The organism is Parasphingopyxis lamellibrachiae (assembly GCF_003385775.1).
GTDB classification, from domain to species: Bacteria; Pseudomonadota; Alphaproteobacteria; order Sphingomonadales; family Sphingomonadaceae; genus Parasphingopyxis; species Parasphingopyxis lamellibrachiae.
In genome coordinates this window covers 1,361,826-1,376,356 of the sequence record NZ_QRDP01000004.1, presented here as the reverse complement: position 1 = coordinate 1,376,356, position 14,531 = coordinate 1,361,826, and the positions used below count along the sequence as shown (strand labels likewise).

Annotated in this window: 14 protein-coding genes; 6 read left to right on the top strand and 8 right to left on the bottom strand. The window is 61.3% G+C overall.

From position 1 onward, the window contains the following. Positions 1-8 precede the first annotated feature (8 nt). The 6 genes from DFR46_RS06795 (at position 9) to DFR46_RS06765 (ending at position 5,265) form a co-directional block, all read left to right on the top strand. Positions 9-890 (top strand): SDR family NAD(P)-dependent oxidoreductase, encoded by an 882-nt coding sequence (locus tag DFR46_RS06795; RefSeq protein WP_116235758.1) that lies wholly within the window; start codon positions 9-11, stop codon positions 888-890. After that, positions 887-2,047 (top strand): thiolase C-terminal domain-containing protein, encoded by a 1,161-nt coding sequence (locus tag DFR46_RS06790; protein ID WP_116235757.1) that lies wholly within the window; start codon positions 887-889, stop codon positions 2,045-2,047. Before DFR46_RS06795 ends, DFR46_RS06790 begins: the two co-directional genes overlap by 4 nt. A 14-nt stretch (positions 2,048-2,061) precedes the next feature. After that, on the top strand, positions 2,062-2,466 hold the full coding sequence (locus DFR46_RS06785; RefSeq protein WP_162843411.1) for a VOC family protein: 405 nt from the start codon (positions 2,062-2,064) through the stop codon (positions 2,464-2,466). 42 nt (positions 2,467-2,508) lie between these two features. After that, positions 2,509-3,216 (top strand): SDR family NAD(P)-dependent oxidoreductase, encoded by a 708-nt coding sequence (locus DFR46_RS06780; protein ID WP_116235755.1) that lies wholly within the window; start codon positions 2,509-2,511, stop codon positions 3,214-3,216. Between the two features lie 219 nt (positions 3,217-3,435). Then, on the top strand, positions 3,436-4,056 hold the full coding sequence (locus DFR46_RS06770) for a TetR/AcrR family transcriptional regulator (protein WP_116235753.1): 621 nt from the start codon (positions 3,436-3,438) through the stop codon (positions 4,054-4,056). An 18-nt stretch (positions 4,057-4,074) separates the two neighbouring features. After that, the gene (locus DFR46_RS06765; RefSeq protein WP_116235752.1) at positions 4,075-5,265 is read left to right on the top strand and encodes an acyl-CoA dehydrogenase family protein; all 1,191 of its coding nucleotides are present in this window, start codon (positions 4,075-4,077) and stop codon (positions 5,263-5,265) included. Positions 5,266-5,288: 23 nt separating this feature from the next. Here DFR46_RS06765 and DFR46_RS06760 read toward each other — a convergent pair whose 3' ends face one another. The 8 genes from DFR46_RS06760 to DFR46_RS06725 all read right to left on the bottom strand — a co-directional run bounded on the left by DFR46_RS06760 (position 5,289) and on the right by DFR46_RS06725 (position 14,398). After that, entirely contained in the window at positions 5,289-6,518 is a 1,230-nt protein-coding gene (locus tag DFR46_RS06760) for an acetyl-CoA hydrolase/transferase family protein (protein WP_116235751.1), read from the bottom strand. Positions 6,519-6,541: 23 nt separating this feature from the next. Next, entirely contained in the window at positions 6,542-7,726 is a 1,185-nt protein-coding gene (locus tag DFR46_RS06755; RefSeq protein WP_162843410.1) for a cytochrome P450, read from the bottom strand. A gap of 17 nt (positions 7,727-7,743) precedes the next feature. After that, entirely contained in the window at positions 7,744-8,559 is an 816-nt protein-coding gene (locus DFR46_RS06750) for an enoyl-CoA hydratase-related protein (RefSeq protein WP_116235749.1), read from the bottom strand. Next, positions 8,556-9,587: an acyl-CoA dehydrogenase family protein gene (locus DFR46_RS06745; RefSeq protein WP_116235748.1), complete on the bottom strand. Its 1,032-nt coding sequence runs from the start codon at positions 9,585-9,587 to the stop codon at positions 8,556-8,558. Before DFR46_RS06745 ends, DFR46_RS06750 begins: the two co-directional genes overlap by 4 nt. After that, the gene (locus DFR46_RS06740) at positions 9,584-10,732 is read right to left on the bottom strand and encodes an acyl-CoA dehydrogenase family protein (protein ID WP_116235747.1); all 1,149 of its coding nucleotides are present in this window, start codon (positions 10,730-10,732) and stop codon (positions 9,584-9,586) included. The genes DFR46_RS06745 and DFR46_RS06740 overlap by 4 nt, the downstream gene beginning before the upstream one ends. A gap of 184 nt (positions 10,733-10,916) precedes the next feature. Next, positions 10,917-11,690 carry an SDR family NAD(P)-dependent oxidoreductase gene (locus DFR46_RS06735; RefSeq protein WP_116235746.1) on the bottom strand — a complete coding sequence of 258 codons (774 nt, stop codon included), beginning with the start codon at positions 11,688-11,690 and terminating at the stop codon, positions 10,917-10,919. 37 nt (positions 11,691-11,727) lie between these two features. After that, positions 11,728-12,927, bottom strand: coding sequence for an acetyl-CoA acetyltransferase (locus DFR46_RS06730; protein ID WP_116235745.1), 1,200 nt, complete (start codon positions 12,925-12,927; stop codon positions 11,728-11,730). After that, positions 12,920-14,398, bottom strand: coding sequence for a 3-oxoacyl-[acyl-carrier-protein] synthase III C-terminal domain-containing protein (locus tag DFR46_RS06725; RefSeq protein ID WP_116235744.1), 1,479 nt, complete (start codon positions 14,396-14,398; stop codon positions 12,920-12,922). Before DFR46_RS06725 ends, DFR46_RS06730 begins: the two co-directional genes overlap by 8 nt. Positions 14,399-14,531: the final 133 nt, after the last annotated feature.

Below are 14,531 nucleotides of genomic sequence, written 5' to 3'. Positions count from 1 at the left end.
AAAGCAGAATGAAGATTCTTGAAGGCAAGGCGGCCGCGGTTACCGGCGGCGGGCGCGGCATTGGCAGGGGGCATTGCCTGGCGCTGGCCGAAGCCGGCGCGGGGGTGATCGTCAACGACATCGATCCCGAGGCTGCGGCCGAGGTCGTCGGAGCCATCGAAGCGGCGGGCGGCGAAGCCTTAGCGAGCGATGCGAATATCGGCAGTCGGGCCGGTGCCGAGGCGCTGGTCGAGGCCTGTATAGACCGGTTCGGCAGGATCGATGCCATGGTCAACAATGCGGGTAATTTACGCGACCGGTCTTTTCTCAAAATGTCGGACGAGGAATTCGATCAGGTCTGGACTGTGCATGTCAAAGGAACCTTCTGGTGCAGCCAGATAGCGGCGCGCGCGATGCGCGAGGCGGGTCAGGGCGGTGCGATCGTCAACACGACCTCGGGCGCGCATTTCGGCAGCTTCGGCCAGACCAACTATGCGGCATCCAAGGGCGCGATCGCGTCCATGACCTATACCTGGGCACTGGAACTTGCCCGCTACGGGATTCGCGTTAACGCGATCGGCCCCACAGGCACCACCCGCATGTCTGACACTTTTGCCGGTGAGAAACTGCCTTTTGTCGATCCGGAACTGAACGGCCCGCTGGTGGCCTTCCTGGCGAGCGACCTCGCCAAGGCGGTCAGCGGCCAGATTTTCGGTTCGGGCGGCGAACGCGTCGCGCACATGGTCCAGCCGCACTACGGCAAGACGCTGGTGCGTGAGGGCGGATGGACGATCGAAGCGCTTGCCGAGCATTTCATGCGGCAGCTGCCGGGGGAATTCGGTGCGCTCGGGATGCTGGGCCAGCCCTATCCGTTCCATGACGGCGTGAAAGCGCCCGAGCCAGCCGCATGAGCGGGAGCGCCGCCTTCAAGGACAAAACCGCGATAGCGGGGATTGGACAGACGGCTTTCGCCAAGGGATTGCCCGAGACGGAGCTGCAGCTCGCCTGCATGGCGATCCGCGCCGCGCTGGACGATGCGGGGGTGGATGCGAGCGAGGTCGACGCACTGGGCTGTTTTACCCAGGAGACGACGCCGGAGTTCGAGATCGCCCGTAATCTCGGTTTTGGCGAGTTGCACTATTTCAGCCAGGTGGCCCATGGCGGCGGGGCGATTTGCGGGGCGATCGGCCAGGTCGCCATGGCGGTTGCGCTGGGCATTGCCAATGTTGGTGTCGTCTGGCGTTCGCGCAAAAGGGGTGATCCTTCGAAACGGCAATGGGCTGGCGTCCAGCCTCGGATCGACGATCACTGGAAATGGTCCCGGCCGCACGGCCTGTCGCGCCCGGTCGACGAGGTCGCCATGATGATGCAGCGCTACATGCATGATCATGGCGCGACGCGGGAGGATCTTGCCGCGGTCGCGCTGGCCCAGCGGGCCTATGCGAATAACAATCCCGATGCGCTGATGCGGGAAAAGCCGATGGACATGGCCGCCTATTTGGATGCGCGGATGATAGCCGATCCGCTGTGCCTGTTCGACAATTGCCTGGAAAGCGACGGGGCTATCGCAATTGTCGTTACCCGCGCGGACCATGCGCGCGACCTGTGTGAGCGGCCGGTTCTCATCCACGCTTTTTCCCAGGGCATGACGCGCGAACATCAGCTGATGACCGACTATCACGGGGCCGATCCTTTCCGCAGTTCTTCGGGCGCAACCGCTGACAATTTGTGGCGGCAGTCCGACATTGGGCCGTCTGATATCGGCGTTGCCCAGATCTATGATGCTTTTTCCCCGCTCGTTCTGTTCAGCCTTGAAAATTACGGTCTGTGCGGACGTGGCGAGGCGGCGGCATTCGTCGCCGGGGGCGGAATGGGGCCAGACGGCCCATTGCCGGTAAACACTTCGGGCGGAAGTCTGTCCGAAGTTTATCTCCATGGCGCCAACCTTGTGACCGAGGGCGTGCGCCAATTGCGGGGTTCGGCCATCAACCAGGTCGAGGGTGTAGAAACCTGCCTGGTCAGTACATGCGACAGCACGCCCAACGGCGCGCTGGTCCTCAGGCGCTAGAGGGGAGAGCCATCATGGCACTCAAAGTTACGGATAAATCCGTCGATATTGGCATCGTGACGACCAATGAGGCGGCGATGCGGGGTTTCTATGAGCAGTTGCTCGGCCTGCCGGAAGTCGGCGAAGTGCCGATCGGCGATACCGGCCGGATCGTCAAACTCCAATGCGGCGGCAGCATCATCAAGCTGTTCGTTCTCGCCGAACCACCGCAGCGTGATAGCGGCTCCGCCCACTATCTGGCCGCAACGGGCCTGCGTTATTTTACGATTCCGGTCGGAAACCTTCGGGAAAGCATCGATATTTGCCGGGCGGCGGGCGTCGTCATCGTGAACGATGTCGTCGAGCCCCGCCCCGGCCTTCTGGCAGCCTTGATTGCCGATCCGGACGGGAACACAGTCGAACTGATGGAAACGGCGTAAGCGCATTGCCAGAGGCAGGCGCTTCTTGGGAGGGGTAAAAGCATGAATTCGATATCCGGACAGACGCTGGTGATTACAGGCGGGGGCAGGGGCATTGGCTTTGCAACGGTGAAGCGGTTCGACCAGGCAGGGTTCGAGATCGTCAACCTCGCGCGCTCGCCGATCCCTATGGATAGTGCGCGGCAGATTACCGTGGATTTTGCCGAGAGCGGCTGGGAAGAGGCCGTCGGCGAACAGCTGACCGAGGCGCTGGATGGGGCCGGCCGGATCTGCCTGGTCCATAACAGCGCGTTCCAGCAGCCGGGCGACGTCGCGCAAATCGATATGGCGGGCCTCAGAAATTCGCTTGAGATTAACGTGGTGGCGCCGGCCGCTCTCAACCGGCTCGTCCTGCCTTCCATGTCGGAGGGATCGTCCATCATTTATGTAGGTTCCACCCTGAGCCAGCGCGCAACCCGGGGCATGGCCGCCTATGCGACGAGCAAGCATGCCGTGGCGGGCCTCATGAAAAGCACGGCGCAGGATCTGGCCGGCACGGGTATCCATACGGCCTGTGTCTGCCCGGGTTTTACCGACACAGAGATGCTGCGGAGCTATGGCGGGGAGGCGTTGGAACATCTGGCGTCGCTGGTCACGCAAAACCGCCTGATTGCGCCGGAAGAGATTGCCGAAACGATCTTTCATGCTGCCCAAAGCCCCGTGCTGAACGGGGCAATGCTGCAAGCCGATCTGGGCTTCATTGAGCCCTGATATTTGCCGCATTTCAGAACGCGAGTTTAATGTGAGCAAAGTTTCAGTTTTTGTGATAGCACTGAAATTGGATTTCGCGATGCCGAAAACGGACCACGCGAAGAACCGGGACGAAGCCAATCAGTCTCAGCCGATACTGACCGGGTTGCAAACCCGATTGGGGTTCGGCGGCTAAACGCTTCACCGATACGCCGGTCAGCGGCGGAGGAGAGACCGTATATGAGTGCACTGGAAACCCAACTTGCCCCGCGTAAAGTACCGCAGCAGCAGCGAGCGCAATTCACCGTCGATTGCATACTGAAGGCTGCCGAATCGATCATCCTCAAAAGCGGGTATGACGCGGCAACGACCAATAATATCGCGGAAGTCGCCGGGGTGAGCATCGGTTCGCTCTACCAGTATTTTGCAAGCAAGGAAGCAATTGCCGCGGCGCTCGTCGAAAGCGCTGTGATGAACGCGACCGAGGTGCTGCGTGACTGCCTGATCGAGAATATGACGAAGCCGCTTGATGAATCGGCGCGGGAAATTATCCGATCGATCCTCGAAACGCGCAAGCGGTACAGCTTCATCTTTCTGCGGCTGCCGCGCGAGGTTCCGAAACTTGGCCGCCTGTCGCGCAACGTGACGACAGAGAAATTCCTCTACAATACGATACGTGCCTATTATCAGCAGCATCGCACCGAGATTATGGTCGCAGACCTGGAAGTCGCGATGTTCGTTGCCGAACATATCATAATCGGCAGTATCGATGCCTATCTGGACAATAATGCCCCGGTCGTTTCCGACGAGCAGCTCATTGAGCAGCTGTCCGATGCATTTGTGAAATATCTTACCAAATGACAGTAACGGAGCCCGCCAGTGGATTTTGATTTCGATGCCGATCAGCTTGAATTTGTAGCTGAGGTCAGGGCTTTTCTCGATGAGGTTCGGCAATGGCCCGATGCGGCCGATATCATGTGTCCCGAGCGCGAATCGGATTCGATCCTGGCCGACACGCCAGCGCGCAAGGCATTCAATAAAGAGCTTGCGAAACGGGGCTATCTCGGCATGTCATGGCCGCAGGAATATGGGGGGCAGGGCCGCCCGGGCATCTACGAGTATCTGCTGAATGAGGAACTATCGCGGGTCGGCGCGCCGCTGATCGGCAAGGGCGTGGGTTGTGTCGGACAGACGATCATTCGCCATGGCTCTGACAAGCTGAAGCAGGAATTTCTGCCGAAAATTTTGCGTGCCGAGGTCGAGTTCGCCCTTGGCTATTCCGAACCGCATGCCGGCTCGGATCTTGCGGCACTCAAGCTGCGCGCAGAGCGGGAAGCCGGCGGCTGGCGGATCAATGGCCAGAAAATGTTCACGACCTCGGCTCACTTCGCCGACTGGTACTGGCTTGCCGCCCGGACCGATTTCGACGCCCCCAAGCACAAGGGGATCAGCGTTTTCCTCGTCCCGATGGATCAACCCGGGATAACGATCCATCCCATCGAAACCATGGGCGAACATGTCACCAACCAGGTGTTTATCGACGATGTCTTTGTCGAAGACGCCTATCTGGTTGGTGAGTTGAACCGGGGATGGACCTATATTTGCGAAGCTCTCGATTACGAGCGCTTCACTTTCTACACGTTCAGCCCGCTTGAAGAGAAGCTCTTCGCGCTGCGCGACCTGTTGCGAACTGCCCAGCGAGATGGGGCGCCGGTTATTGCCGAACCGCATGTCCGGCGGCGGCTGGCGAAGCTCACGGCCGAAGTCGAAATGTCCAAGATGCTGCAGAGGCGGGTGATCTACGCGTCGTCGCAGGGCCGGGTCCCGAGCATCGAGGCGGCTATGTGCAAGCTTTACAGCACGAGCCTGCATCAAAGGCTTGCGGATTTCGCGCTCGACAGTCTTGGCACCGAAGGCTTGCTGCACAAGGACGATGCCGAAGCGCCGGCGGCGGGCAAATGGGAATGGTCCTACCGGGCAACGGCGCTCGACACGATCGGCGCCGGCACTTCGGAGATCCAGAAGAACATCATCGCGCGGCGGGCGTTGGAGCTACCGCTCACCTATTGAGGGCGCGCGTCGCCTGATGCGGCTTACGAATAGCGTTTCAGTGCCGGCCGCGCATCGGGCGCGGCAATATCCGCCAATGCCCGTGCGCGTTCGTCCGGTGTTTTTCCGCGCAATTCGGCAATACCATGTTCCGTCACGACGAAGTCCACATCGGCGCGAGGGACCGTGACTGGCGCGTCGTCGGGAAGCCTGGCAACGATACGTGAGCGCGTCCCACTCGTGTCGGTTGCAGGCAGCGCAATGATCGAACATCCACCCGGGGAGCGATGCCCGGCAGCCGAGAAATCGGGCAAACCGCCGGCTGCGCTGACGATACGGTCGCCAGCTTTCTCTGCATTGACTTGGCCAAGCAGGTCGACTTCGATCGCCGAATTCACTGTGATTAGTCCATCGATATTCGCGAGCGTCGAGGGGTGATGGGTATGCTGGATCGGGTGAAGGCGAAAATCTTCCCGCCCGTCCAGCCAGTGATAAAAGTCGGTATCTCCCGTTAACGTTGCGCAATGCATCGGGCTATCCGGATCGATCGCCCCGGCTTCGACCAGCGTCCGGATCTCTCCCGATATCAGTCCGGAATGGATTCGAAGACTGCGATGGCCGGTCAGTTTCGAGAAGAGCCTGCTTGGTACCCGCCCAATGCCGGTTTGTAGCGTCGCCCCGTCACCGATCAGGCGGGCGAGATGGTCGGCGATCGCATCGGAAACCGGGTCGCCGCCCAGGTTGTTGCTGGGAAGACTGAGAGGAGGCGTAGTGTCGACAAGGCTGTGACTGAACCGGTCGAGTGACAGACAGGCATTGCCCGGGAGAACCGGCAGGGACGGAGAAATGATCGCAATTCTCTGCGATGCTGTCTGAAGAGACGTTTCGACAAATTCCGCAGACAGACCCGGTGTCACCATCCCGCTCCTGTCGGGAGGGCTTACCGGAATGAAAACCGTGTCCGCTGCGAACGCCCGAACGCTCTCCGTCACGCCGAAATAGGTCGAAATAACCTGTCGATAGGTGTCGCGGGCTTTCGCGCCGGCCGGAAAAAAACCGGAAACGCGTGCAGCGTTGTCGAACAGGGCGCAATCGAACCGATTGATACCCGATACGAACGAAGTAAGGATCGTGAGCCGCGAGATGGCCGAGGGGTCGTCGGCGATGATGGCATGGAGGCTGCGCGGTTCGCCCGACATCCCCTGCAGGAACAGGGTCTCGGCTTCTCGCAACAGCTGCCTCGCGCCAGCGGCGTCGATCTGTTTCGCGCCCATCGGATGCTATGCCAGGATCGCAGCTATTGCGGGCGAAACCGGATGGGCATGGCGGAATAGCCTTGCAGAAACTCGCCAACGATACGCTTGCACCCGGCCTGTTCGATCTCGAAATCGGGTATCGAACCGATCAGTTCTTCAAGGAGTACGCGGCCTTCCAGGCGCGCCAGATGCTGGCCGAGGCAGAAATGCAGACCGGTGCCGAAAGACAGATTACGCCGCTGGCGCCGCTTGATGTCAAACCGGTCGGGAGCATCGAATTCGCGCTTGTCCCGGCATGCCGCTGCATAGAGGAACAGGACGGACTGTCCGGCGCGTAGCTCCTGTCCGTGCAGTTCGGTGTCCTGGGCTATGCGCCGACCGAGCAGGTTGGTCGGCTGATCGTAGCGAGCCGCTTCCTCAAAGGCGTTGGCAACGAGAGAGATGTCATCGCGGACAAGCGCCAGCTGGTCCGGATGCTTGTTGAGATAGTAGATGCTGCCTGCCGTCGTCAGGGGTACGGTGTCTGACCCGGTAATCACCATCGCGAAAATGCTGTAGAAAATCTGTTCGTCCGACAGCCGCTGGCCATCGACTTCAGCGTTGAGCCAGGTGGAAATATGGCTCTGCTCCGCTAGAGGCTGTTTGCGGTATCTATCGATCAGTCCGTAGATATATTCATGGGCTTCGACAAAGGCTTTCGCGCCGGCTTCGGTCGTTCCCTGCACGCCGGATTCACGCTTGAAAAAGCGATCCACCAAGCTGCGAATATGCTGCACCTCTTCCAGCTGCAGGCCGGTAAAAGAGGCGATCATTTCGAGCACGGTGCGGCTGCCCAAGGCATAGACATCCAGTTCGCCCTGTTCGAGCATCGGCTTCAGATGCTTGCGGACAACCGTGCGGACCTGGTCTTCGACCACGGCAACCCTGTCCTTCCGATAGGATTTCCCGATCAGGCCGCGATGTTTGGAATGTTCCGGCGGATCCATGAACAGAAAAACATTGGGCGGCGGTTCGCTCGCCAGAAACAGGGCATCTGGAGAGGTGCCATGGGTCGCCGTGAAATTCTTGCGATCCATGCTGGCCTGCCAGACATCTTCGAAGCGCGATAAAGCCCAGCAATCGAGATCTTCGATATAATAGGCCGGGGCTTCGTCCTGCATGCGCTTGTACATCGGCCAAGGGTTGGACCACAGGTTTTCATCATAGGGTGAGTATCGAAGGGTCATTGATTCCGAACCTTTCATTAGGCTTTGGAGGTGATTTTGCTGATGGCCGCTGCAACGGCCGCGTCATGCTCGGTGCCGTGATGGGCGAGGGCCTGCAGCCCGGCGCAATGATCGAGAAAATCGTCGAGCGGCATCCGTTGTCCCATGGCGAGCAGCCTTTTTGCGAGCCGGATCGCCCGTCGGGGCTGACCGGCAAATCCGGCGGCGAGCACGAGGGCGCGATCGAGTAGGGCATCGGGTTCGCACAGTTCGAGGAACAGCCCGATTTCAAGCGCTTCGTCGGCTTCGACCAGGCGCCCGGAAAAGGTCATCTCTGCAGCGCGTTGCGTGCCGACCACGCGCGGCAGGAACCAGGCCCCGCCATCGCCGGGTACCAGACCGAGCGTGACGAAGGATTCGGCGACCTTGGCCCGGCGCGAACCCAAACGGATGTCGCACATGCAGGCAAGGTCGAGCCCGGCTCCGATCGCTGCGCCGTTAACAGCCGCGATCACGGGTATTTCAGTACGGTAAACGGCGAGGCTCATCTTTTGGATACCGCGCCGATAGGCGTCCTGAACCGCCATGGGTTCGCCGCCGAACATGCCCGATTTCGAGGCCATGTCCTTGATATTCCCACCCGCGGAAAACGCTCTGCCGTTGCCATTGAGGATCAGCGCCCCGACCCGCTCGTCTTCATTCGCCCAGTTGCAGACGTTGACGATATCGCCAATCAGAGCTGTTCCGGTCAGGGCGTTGCGGACATCGTCGCGGCAGAAACGCAACAGGGCGACACCGTCGGTCAGACTGAGATCGCTGTCGGTGCATTGTGGAAGATCGCGCGCTGGGCTCATGACTGGCCTCGCTGCTCTCTGGCAAGCACATCGTCGCTGCGTGCGGTGAGCCAGTTCCAGAGCGGATCAGGCCGCGCTTCCAGGGCGAACCGGCCGAGCCATAATGCCCAATGCCGCTCATTACCAAATTCGCGAGCCCAGGCCTGGGCCTGCTGGCTGAAATGACGGAGAGAATATTCGCGGGTAAACCCGATGGCGCCATGGACCTGATGGGCGATATCGGCGGCGAGGGTAGCGGCGCGATTCGCCCGGAATTTGGCGGCGGCCATTTCGAATTGTGCATCGCCAGCGAGGGCCGCCTGACAGGCGCTTGCCGTGGCGCAGGAAGCCGCCGCATTTTCCTCGGCCAGCATCGCTAGCTGGTGCTGGATCGCCTGAAAACGCGCCAGCGGCCTGCCGAACTGCGTCCGGTCCAACGCATGGCCGAGGGTGATCCGGAGCATTGTTTCGGTAGCACCGGCAATCTGGCAGGCCCGCATCAACGCGGCTTCCGAGAAAAATGCCCTGTCGCCGGTTTCGAGTGGGCCGTTCGCCACACTCGTCGAGATGTTGCACCGTAAAACAGCGCCGGATTTGGCGGACGGGGAGCGATCCGCATTGCCGGTCGGAAGCAGCGACCAGCGATCCGGTTCCAGCGCGAAAATCCATTGCGCTTTCGCAAATCCGGCGCCGTTGCGCAGGACGAGAACGTCTCCGGTCCGGGATTCCGCGAAAGCAGGCTGGATTATGCCCTCGGGAATGTCTTGCCCCAGTCGATGGAGCCAATGCTGCGCGAGGATATTTTCGCCGAGAGGAAGGGTGATGCCATAACTTCCCAGGGCCTTGAAAACCGGGCCCGCATCTTCCCAATTGCCATCGAATCCGCCGGCCTGTTCGGGAATCAGCAACCGGGTGAGCCCCAGGCCCTCGATGGCCCTCCAGTGACGAGAGAAATCTTCGGCGGAAAGATTGTCCCGAACGCCGTTTTCGACGAGCTTTGTAAAAAGCTTGTCGACCATATCCAGCAGCATCGCCCGATGTTCGCTCATCGGAGGCCAAGCCCGCGGGCGATGATGCCGCGCAAGATTTCGCGAGTGCCGCCGCGCAGGGAAAAACTGGGCGATGCGCCGACCAGATAGGTGAGCGTCTCATCCAGTTCGCCGCTTTCATCGGCGATGTCTGCCTGGTCCCACGCGGCTTGCAGATCGCGAGGCACCGACTGTTCGAATTGCGCGCCAAGATCCTTGACGATCGAGGCTTCGACCATCGGGTCGCCGCCCCGTTCGAGCGTGCCGGCAACCGCCAGGGACATTTGCCGCAGCGTCCACAATTCTGCCGTCCAGTGGCCGACCAGTGCGGTCAGCGTTTCGGAGGGGTTCTCGGACAGCGCCTTCAGCGCCTCTTCGATGAGGACATGGCTGCTGAGAAAACGCTCCGGGCCGCTGCGCTCGAGCGCCAGCTCCGCATTGACCTGTGCCCAGCCATTGCCCGGTTCGCCGAGAAGCATGTCGGCAGGCACCAGGACATCGTCCAGGAAAATCTCGCAGAAATGCGCGTCGCCGGTCTGGTCCTCAATGGGCCGGATGGTAACGCCCGGCGAGGAGAGGTCGATTATGAGTTGGCTCAGGCCGGTGCGCCGATCGCTTTCGTCGCTTCCGGTCCTGACAAGGGCGATCATATAGTGTGCGTGCTGGGCATGGGATGTCCATATTTTCGAGCCCGTGACGCGCCAGTCTTCCCCGTCGCGCCTGGCCTCTGTCCGCAGCGCGGCGAGATCGGAGCCGGAATCCGGTTCGCTCATGCCGATGCAGAAATAAAGCTCGCCGGCAGCCATGCGTGGCAGCAACCGGGCCTTTTGCCTTTCGCTCGCGTAACGCAGCAGCATCGTGCCGCTCTGCCGGTCGGCAAACCAGTGCGCGGCTACCGGTGCGCCTGCGGCAAGCAGTTCCTCCACGATCCGGTAACGGACAAGATGGCTAGCCGCCTTGCCGCCGAATTTTTCCGGCCAGGTGAGGCCGATCAAGCCTTGCTTTCCCAACTCTTCGCTGAACCGCGCGTCGCAGGCCGACCAGCTTCTGGCCCGTTCGGCGGGCGAGAACGGGTCCAGCTGCTCATCCAGAAATGCGCGGATATTCTCGCGTTCCGGTGCGCCTTCGGGCAATACGCGGATTGGCGGGAAATCGGGGATCATCATACTGGCGTTTCCCCGTACAAATGCGTGACCGGACCTGAGCCCAACTGGGTCTCTTCCAACTGAACTATTCGGTCTCAAAGACTATCGGAGGACCCAATCAGCAGCACCTCGCATCGCGCTCACTTCTGGCCTCCGGGCCGGACGGCCAGCTGGCGGTCTCCCGGTCCCGCTATGGAAGCGCGCCCTAAGTGGCGATGTGAAAGCCGCCATCGACCGAAAGATGTTGGCCGGTCACATAGCTGGCGGCGTCGGTGAGGAAGAACCATGTGGCCGGGGCGACTTCCTCGGATCCGGCAAAGCGGCCGAGCGGAATCTGTTTGAGATAGCGATCGCGGAATTTCTCGGCGCGGATCGTGTCGGTCATCGGCGTCTCGACAACGCCGTAACAGATGCTGTTCACCGTGATATTGTGGCGCGCCCATTCGCGAGCCGCGCTCATCGTCAGACCGAGAACGCCCGATTTCGCCGCGCCATAGTTGATCTGGCCTATCGTTCCGCGGCGTCCGGCATCGGAGGAGATGTTGACGATCCGCCCGGGAGCGGCGTCGCCATTGCCCGCCTTTTCGATCAGGGCCTGGCCGACCGCGCGCAGACACAGAAAGGCGCCCGTCAGATTGACGTCGATGACCTGCTGCCAGGTTTCAAGGCTCATTTCATGGGCCATGGCGGCACGGACGATGCCAGCATTGTTGATCAGGCCGTGAAGATCGCCGAAATGGCCAAGCGTCTCGCTCACCAGCGCGTTGACCTCGGTTTCGTCGGCCACATTGGCGGAGATGCAGTGCAGGTTCGGACTGTCGATTTCGTCGGCAACCTGCTCCAGCGCCTCTGCGTTGATGTCGACGAGTGCGATCTTTGCGCCCTTTTCGATGCCGAATTCGGCAAGCGCGCGGCCCACGCCCTGTGCGCCGCCGGTGACGATATAGGTTCGGCCTTCCAGCCCGAATGGGTCAGTCATGCAATTTCTCGCTTCTATGATTGGGAAAAGGGCGCGTTCAGCATGTTCCGATGACGGAGATGCTGCACACATTCTTGTTGGGAAAGCCGCCCAGATTGTGCGTCAGACCGAGCGTCGGCGCATCGAGCTGCCGGTCTCCTGCACTGCCGCGCAACTGCTGGTAGAGTTCATAGACCATGCGCAGTCCGGTTGCGCCGATCGGATGGCCGAAACATTTGAGGCCGCCATCGATATTGCACGGAATTTCGCCGTCGCTGTCATATTTCCCGGCCAGCACATCCTGCCAGCCACGGCCGATATCGGACAGGCCCAGATCCTCCATCGTCACAAGCTCGGTGATCGAGAAACAGTCATGCACCTCGATCAGGTCCAGCTCGGCGCGCGGATCCCTGATGCCGGCTTCGCGATAGGCGCGCTCCGAGGCAATTCTCGTCGTCATCGCATAGCTCCCGTCCCAGCTGTCATGGCCGATTTCGGAACCGTTGCTGAGGGCAAGTTGCATTGATTTGACGGTCACCAGCGGGCCGCTGCCGCCCAGTTTTTCGGCGATTGCCGGGGTTGTCACGATAGCGCAGGCGGATCCGTCGCTGACACCGCAGCAGTCGAACAGGCCCAGTGGATAGGCGATCATCGGCGCGCCGAGAATCTTTTCCTTGGTCACCCGCTTGCGCAGATGGGCCTTTGGATTGAGCGCGCCGTTTTCGTGGCTCTTCCAGGACACATGGGCCATCGCTTCCTTGAGCTGATCCATGTCGATGCCATGGCTGGCGACATAGGCGCTGGCGAACTGGGCGAAGCTGCCCGGCGCGGTTACGCTGGGAAACCACAGGTCTTCGAATGTGCCCTTGGTGCGCTCCGGCAAGCCGCCATAACCCGTGTCCTTGAGCTTCTCGACGCCGAGCGCGAGCGCGATGTCATAAGCCCCCGAGGCAACGCCATAGACCGCGCCGCGCAGCGCTTCGGTTCCCGTGGCGCACATATTTTCCACGCGTGTCGCCGCGATGTTGGGCAGGCGCAGCGTGGAGGAAAGCGAGAGCGCGGACTTGCCGGGCCCCTGATCGTCCGAGGACAGGCCGAACCAGGCCGCCTCGATCCGGTCGCGCTCGATATTGGCGTCGGCCAGTGCTTCGCCGAAAGATTCGACCATCAGGTCTTCGGCGCTGCAATCCCAGCGTTCGCCGAACTGCGAACAACCCATGCCGACGATGGCAACCTTATCACGAATACCTTCAGCCATTGGCGTTTCCTTTGGATTGGGGGGATGGGGAGCGCGGCGGTACGGCCTTCCAGCAATAGCGCCGGAATTCGCGCTTTTCGTCGATATCCTTGATGCGAAACTGCATGGCGAGCGGGGCGTCGACCGAGACCTCGCCCGGTTCGAAGTCGCTGAATTCCAGCATCGCGACACCGCCGCCTTCGAAGCGGACATTGCCGTAAACAAGAGGCGGGTTGAAGGAGAGTGCCAGCCAGTCCTCGGTAAAGGATTTCACCGAAGCGGGTTTGTCGGCAAACGGCTCGGGCTGCTGGGTGTCAGTCTGCCGGCATTCGGGATTGGCGCAGATCCGGCTCATAGGAAACTGGGGCGTGTCGCATGCAGTGCAGCGTCCGCCGATACAGCTCGTTACCGTTTGGCGGTGCCGGTAGAAGGCGGACTGGGCAGTGCGGTTGTCGCGTTCGGCCCGCATGCCCCAATCCATCGCGACATGCCCGTTGAAGGAGAGGAAGCGCAGATAATTGTCATCCGCGACGCCGCTTTCCAGCATGGCGTCGGTCCCGGTCATCGCGGCGGCTTTACCGATATTGCCGGTCGCCCGAAACAGGAGCGCCTCTGCGCCCTGCCCATATCCCAGAACCAGGATGAGATCGCCCGGCGCGGCGGACTGCAGGGCCTTGGTCAGCAGCAGCAACGGATGGCCGGTACCGGTATCGCCGCAATTGGCATGAAGGTCCGGTGTGACGGCGCCTTCCGGGATACCGCAGCGACCGGCCACGGCCTTCGCGTCGCGTCCGCCGAGCCCGGCGACGACGAAATGCGCGATTGCCTCGCCGGCAGTACCGTTTTGATCGAGCAGCTCCTGCACGATCGGCGGAATGATCTTCATCACGCCTTCGTCGCGTGCCCAGCGCTCTTCGAGCTGGTAATCGAAATCGGAATCGCTGGTCCGGTAATGATCGGTAAAGTCGATCGAAACCGCCGTGCCGCCAAGATAGTCGGCGATCAGCTCCTCAGATCCGGTGACAAGAGCTGCCGCCGCGTCGCCAAGGCGCAGTTCCTGCGCGCTTCCTGGCCGGGTCAGACGCTTGTCGGATGCCACGACTATGGTGTCGCCCGGGCCGTCAAGCGCCGTGCGAAGGGCACCCACGCCGGCCCGCAAAGACCCGCCGGCATCGGTGCTCCTGATAGCGGAGGGGAGGGATACTGCCTCGGCGATCAGGCCCGCATTCTGGCGATCGGCGAAGGGCATCGTCGTCGAGGCGAAGAAAAGGGCCTCTATCGCAGCGGAGTCCGGCAAGGCCGAAAGCGCAAGGCGGGAGGCTTCCACCGCCATTGTCAGGCTGTCTTCATCATGCGCGCAGATGGCACGGTCGCCCCTTGCCGCGGAGGCCAGTCCGGGATTGGCCCAGGCATTGGCTGCGCCGATGGCTTTTCTCGCCAACCTGCGCCTCGGCACATAGGCACCGAACGAAACGATCCCGCGATGTTGCAATAGAGTCTCCTGTGACAAGTCGGCCCCGGGCCGGGCGCAGCATCCGCGTGCGGCCCCGCCCCCTGGCGAATGCCGATCTCGCTAAGCCGAGCCCGGCTCAGCTTGAACTCGCATCGAAGTCGCTGGCGGTATG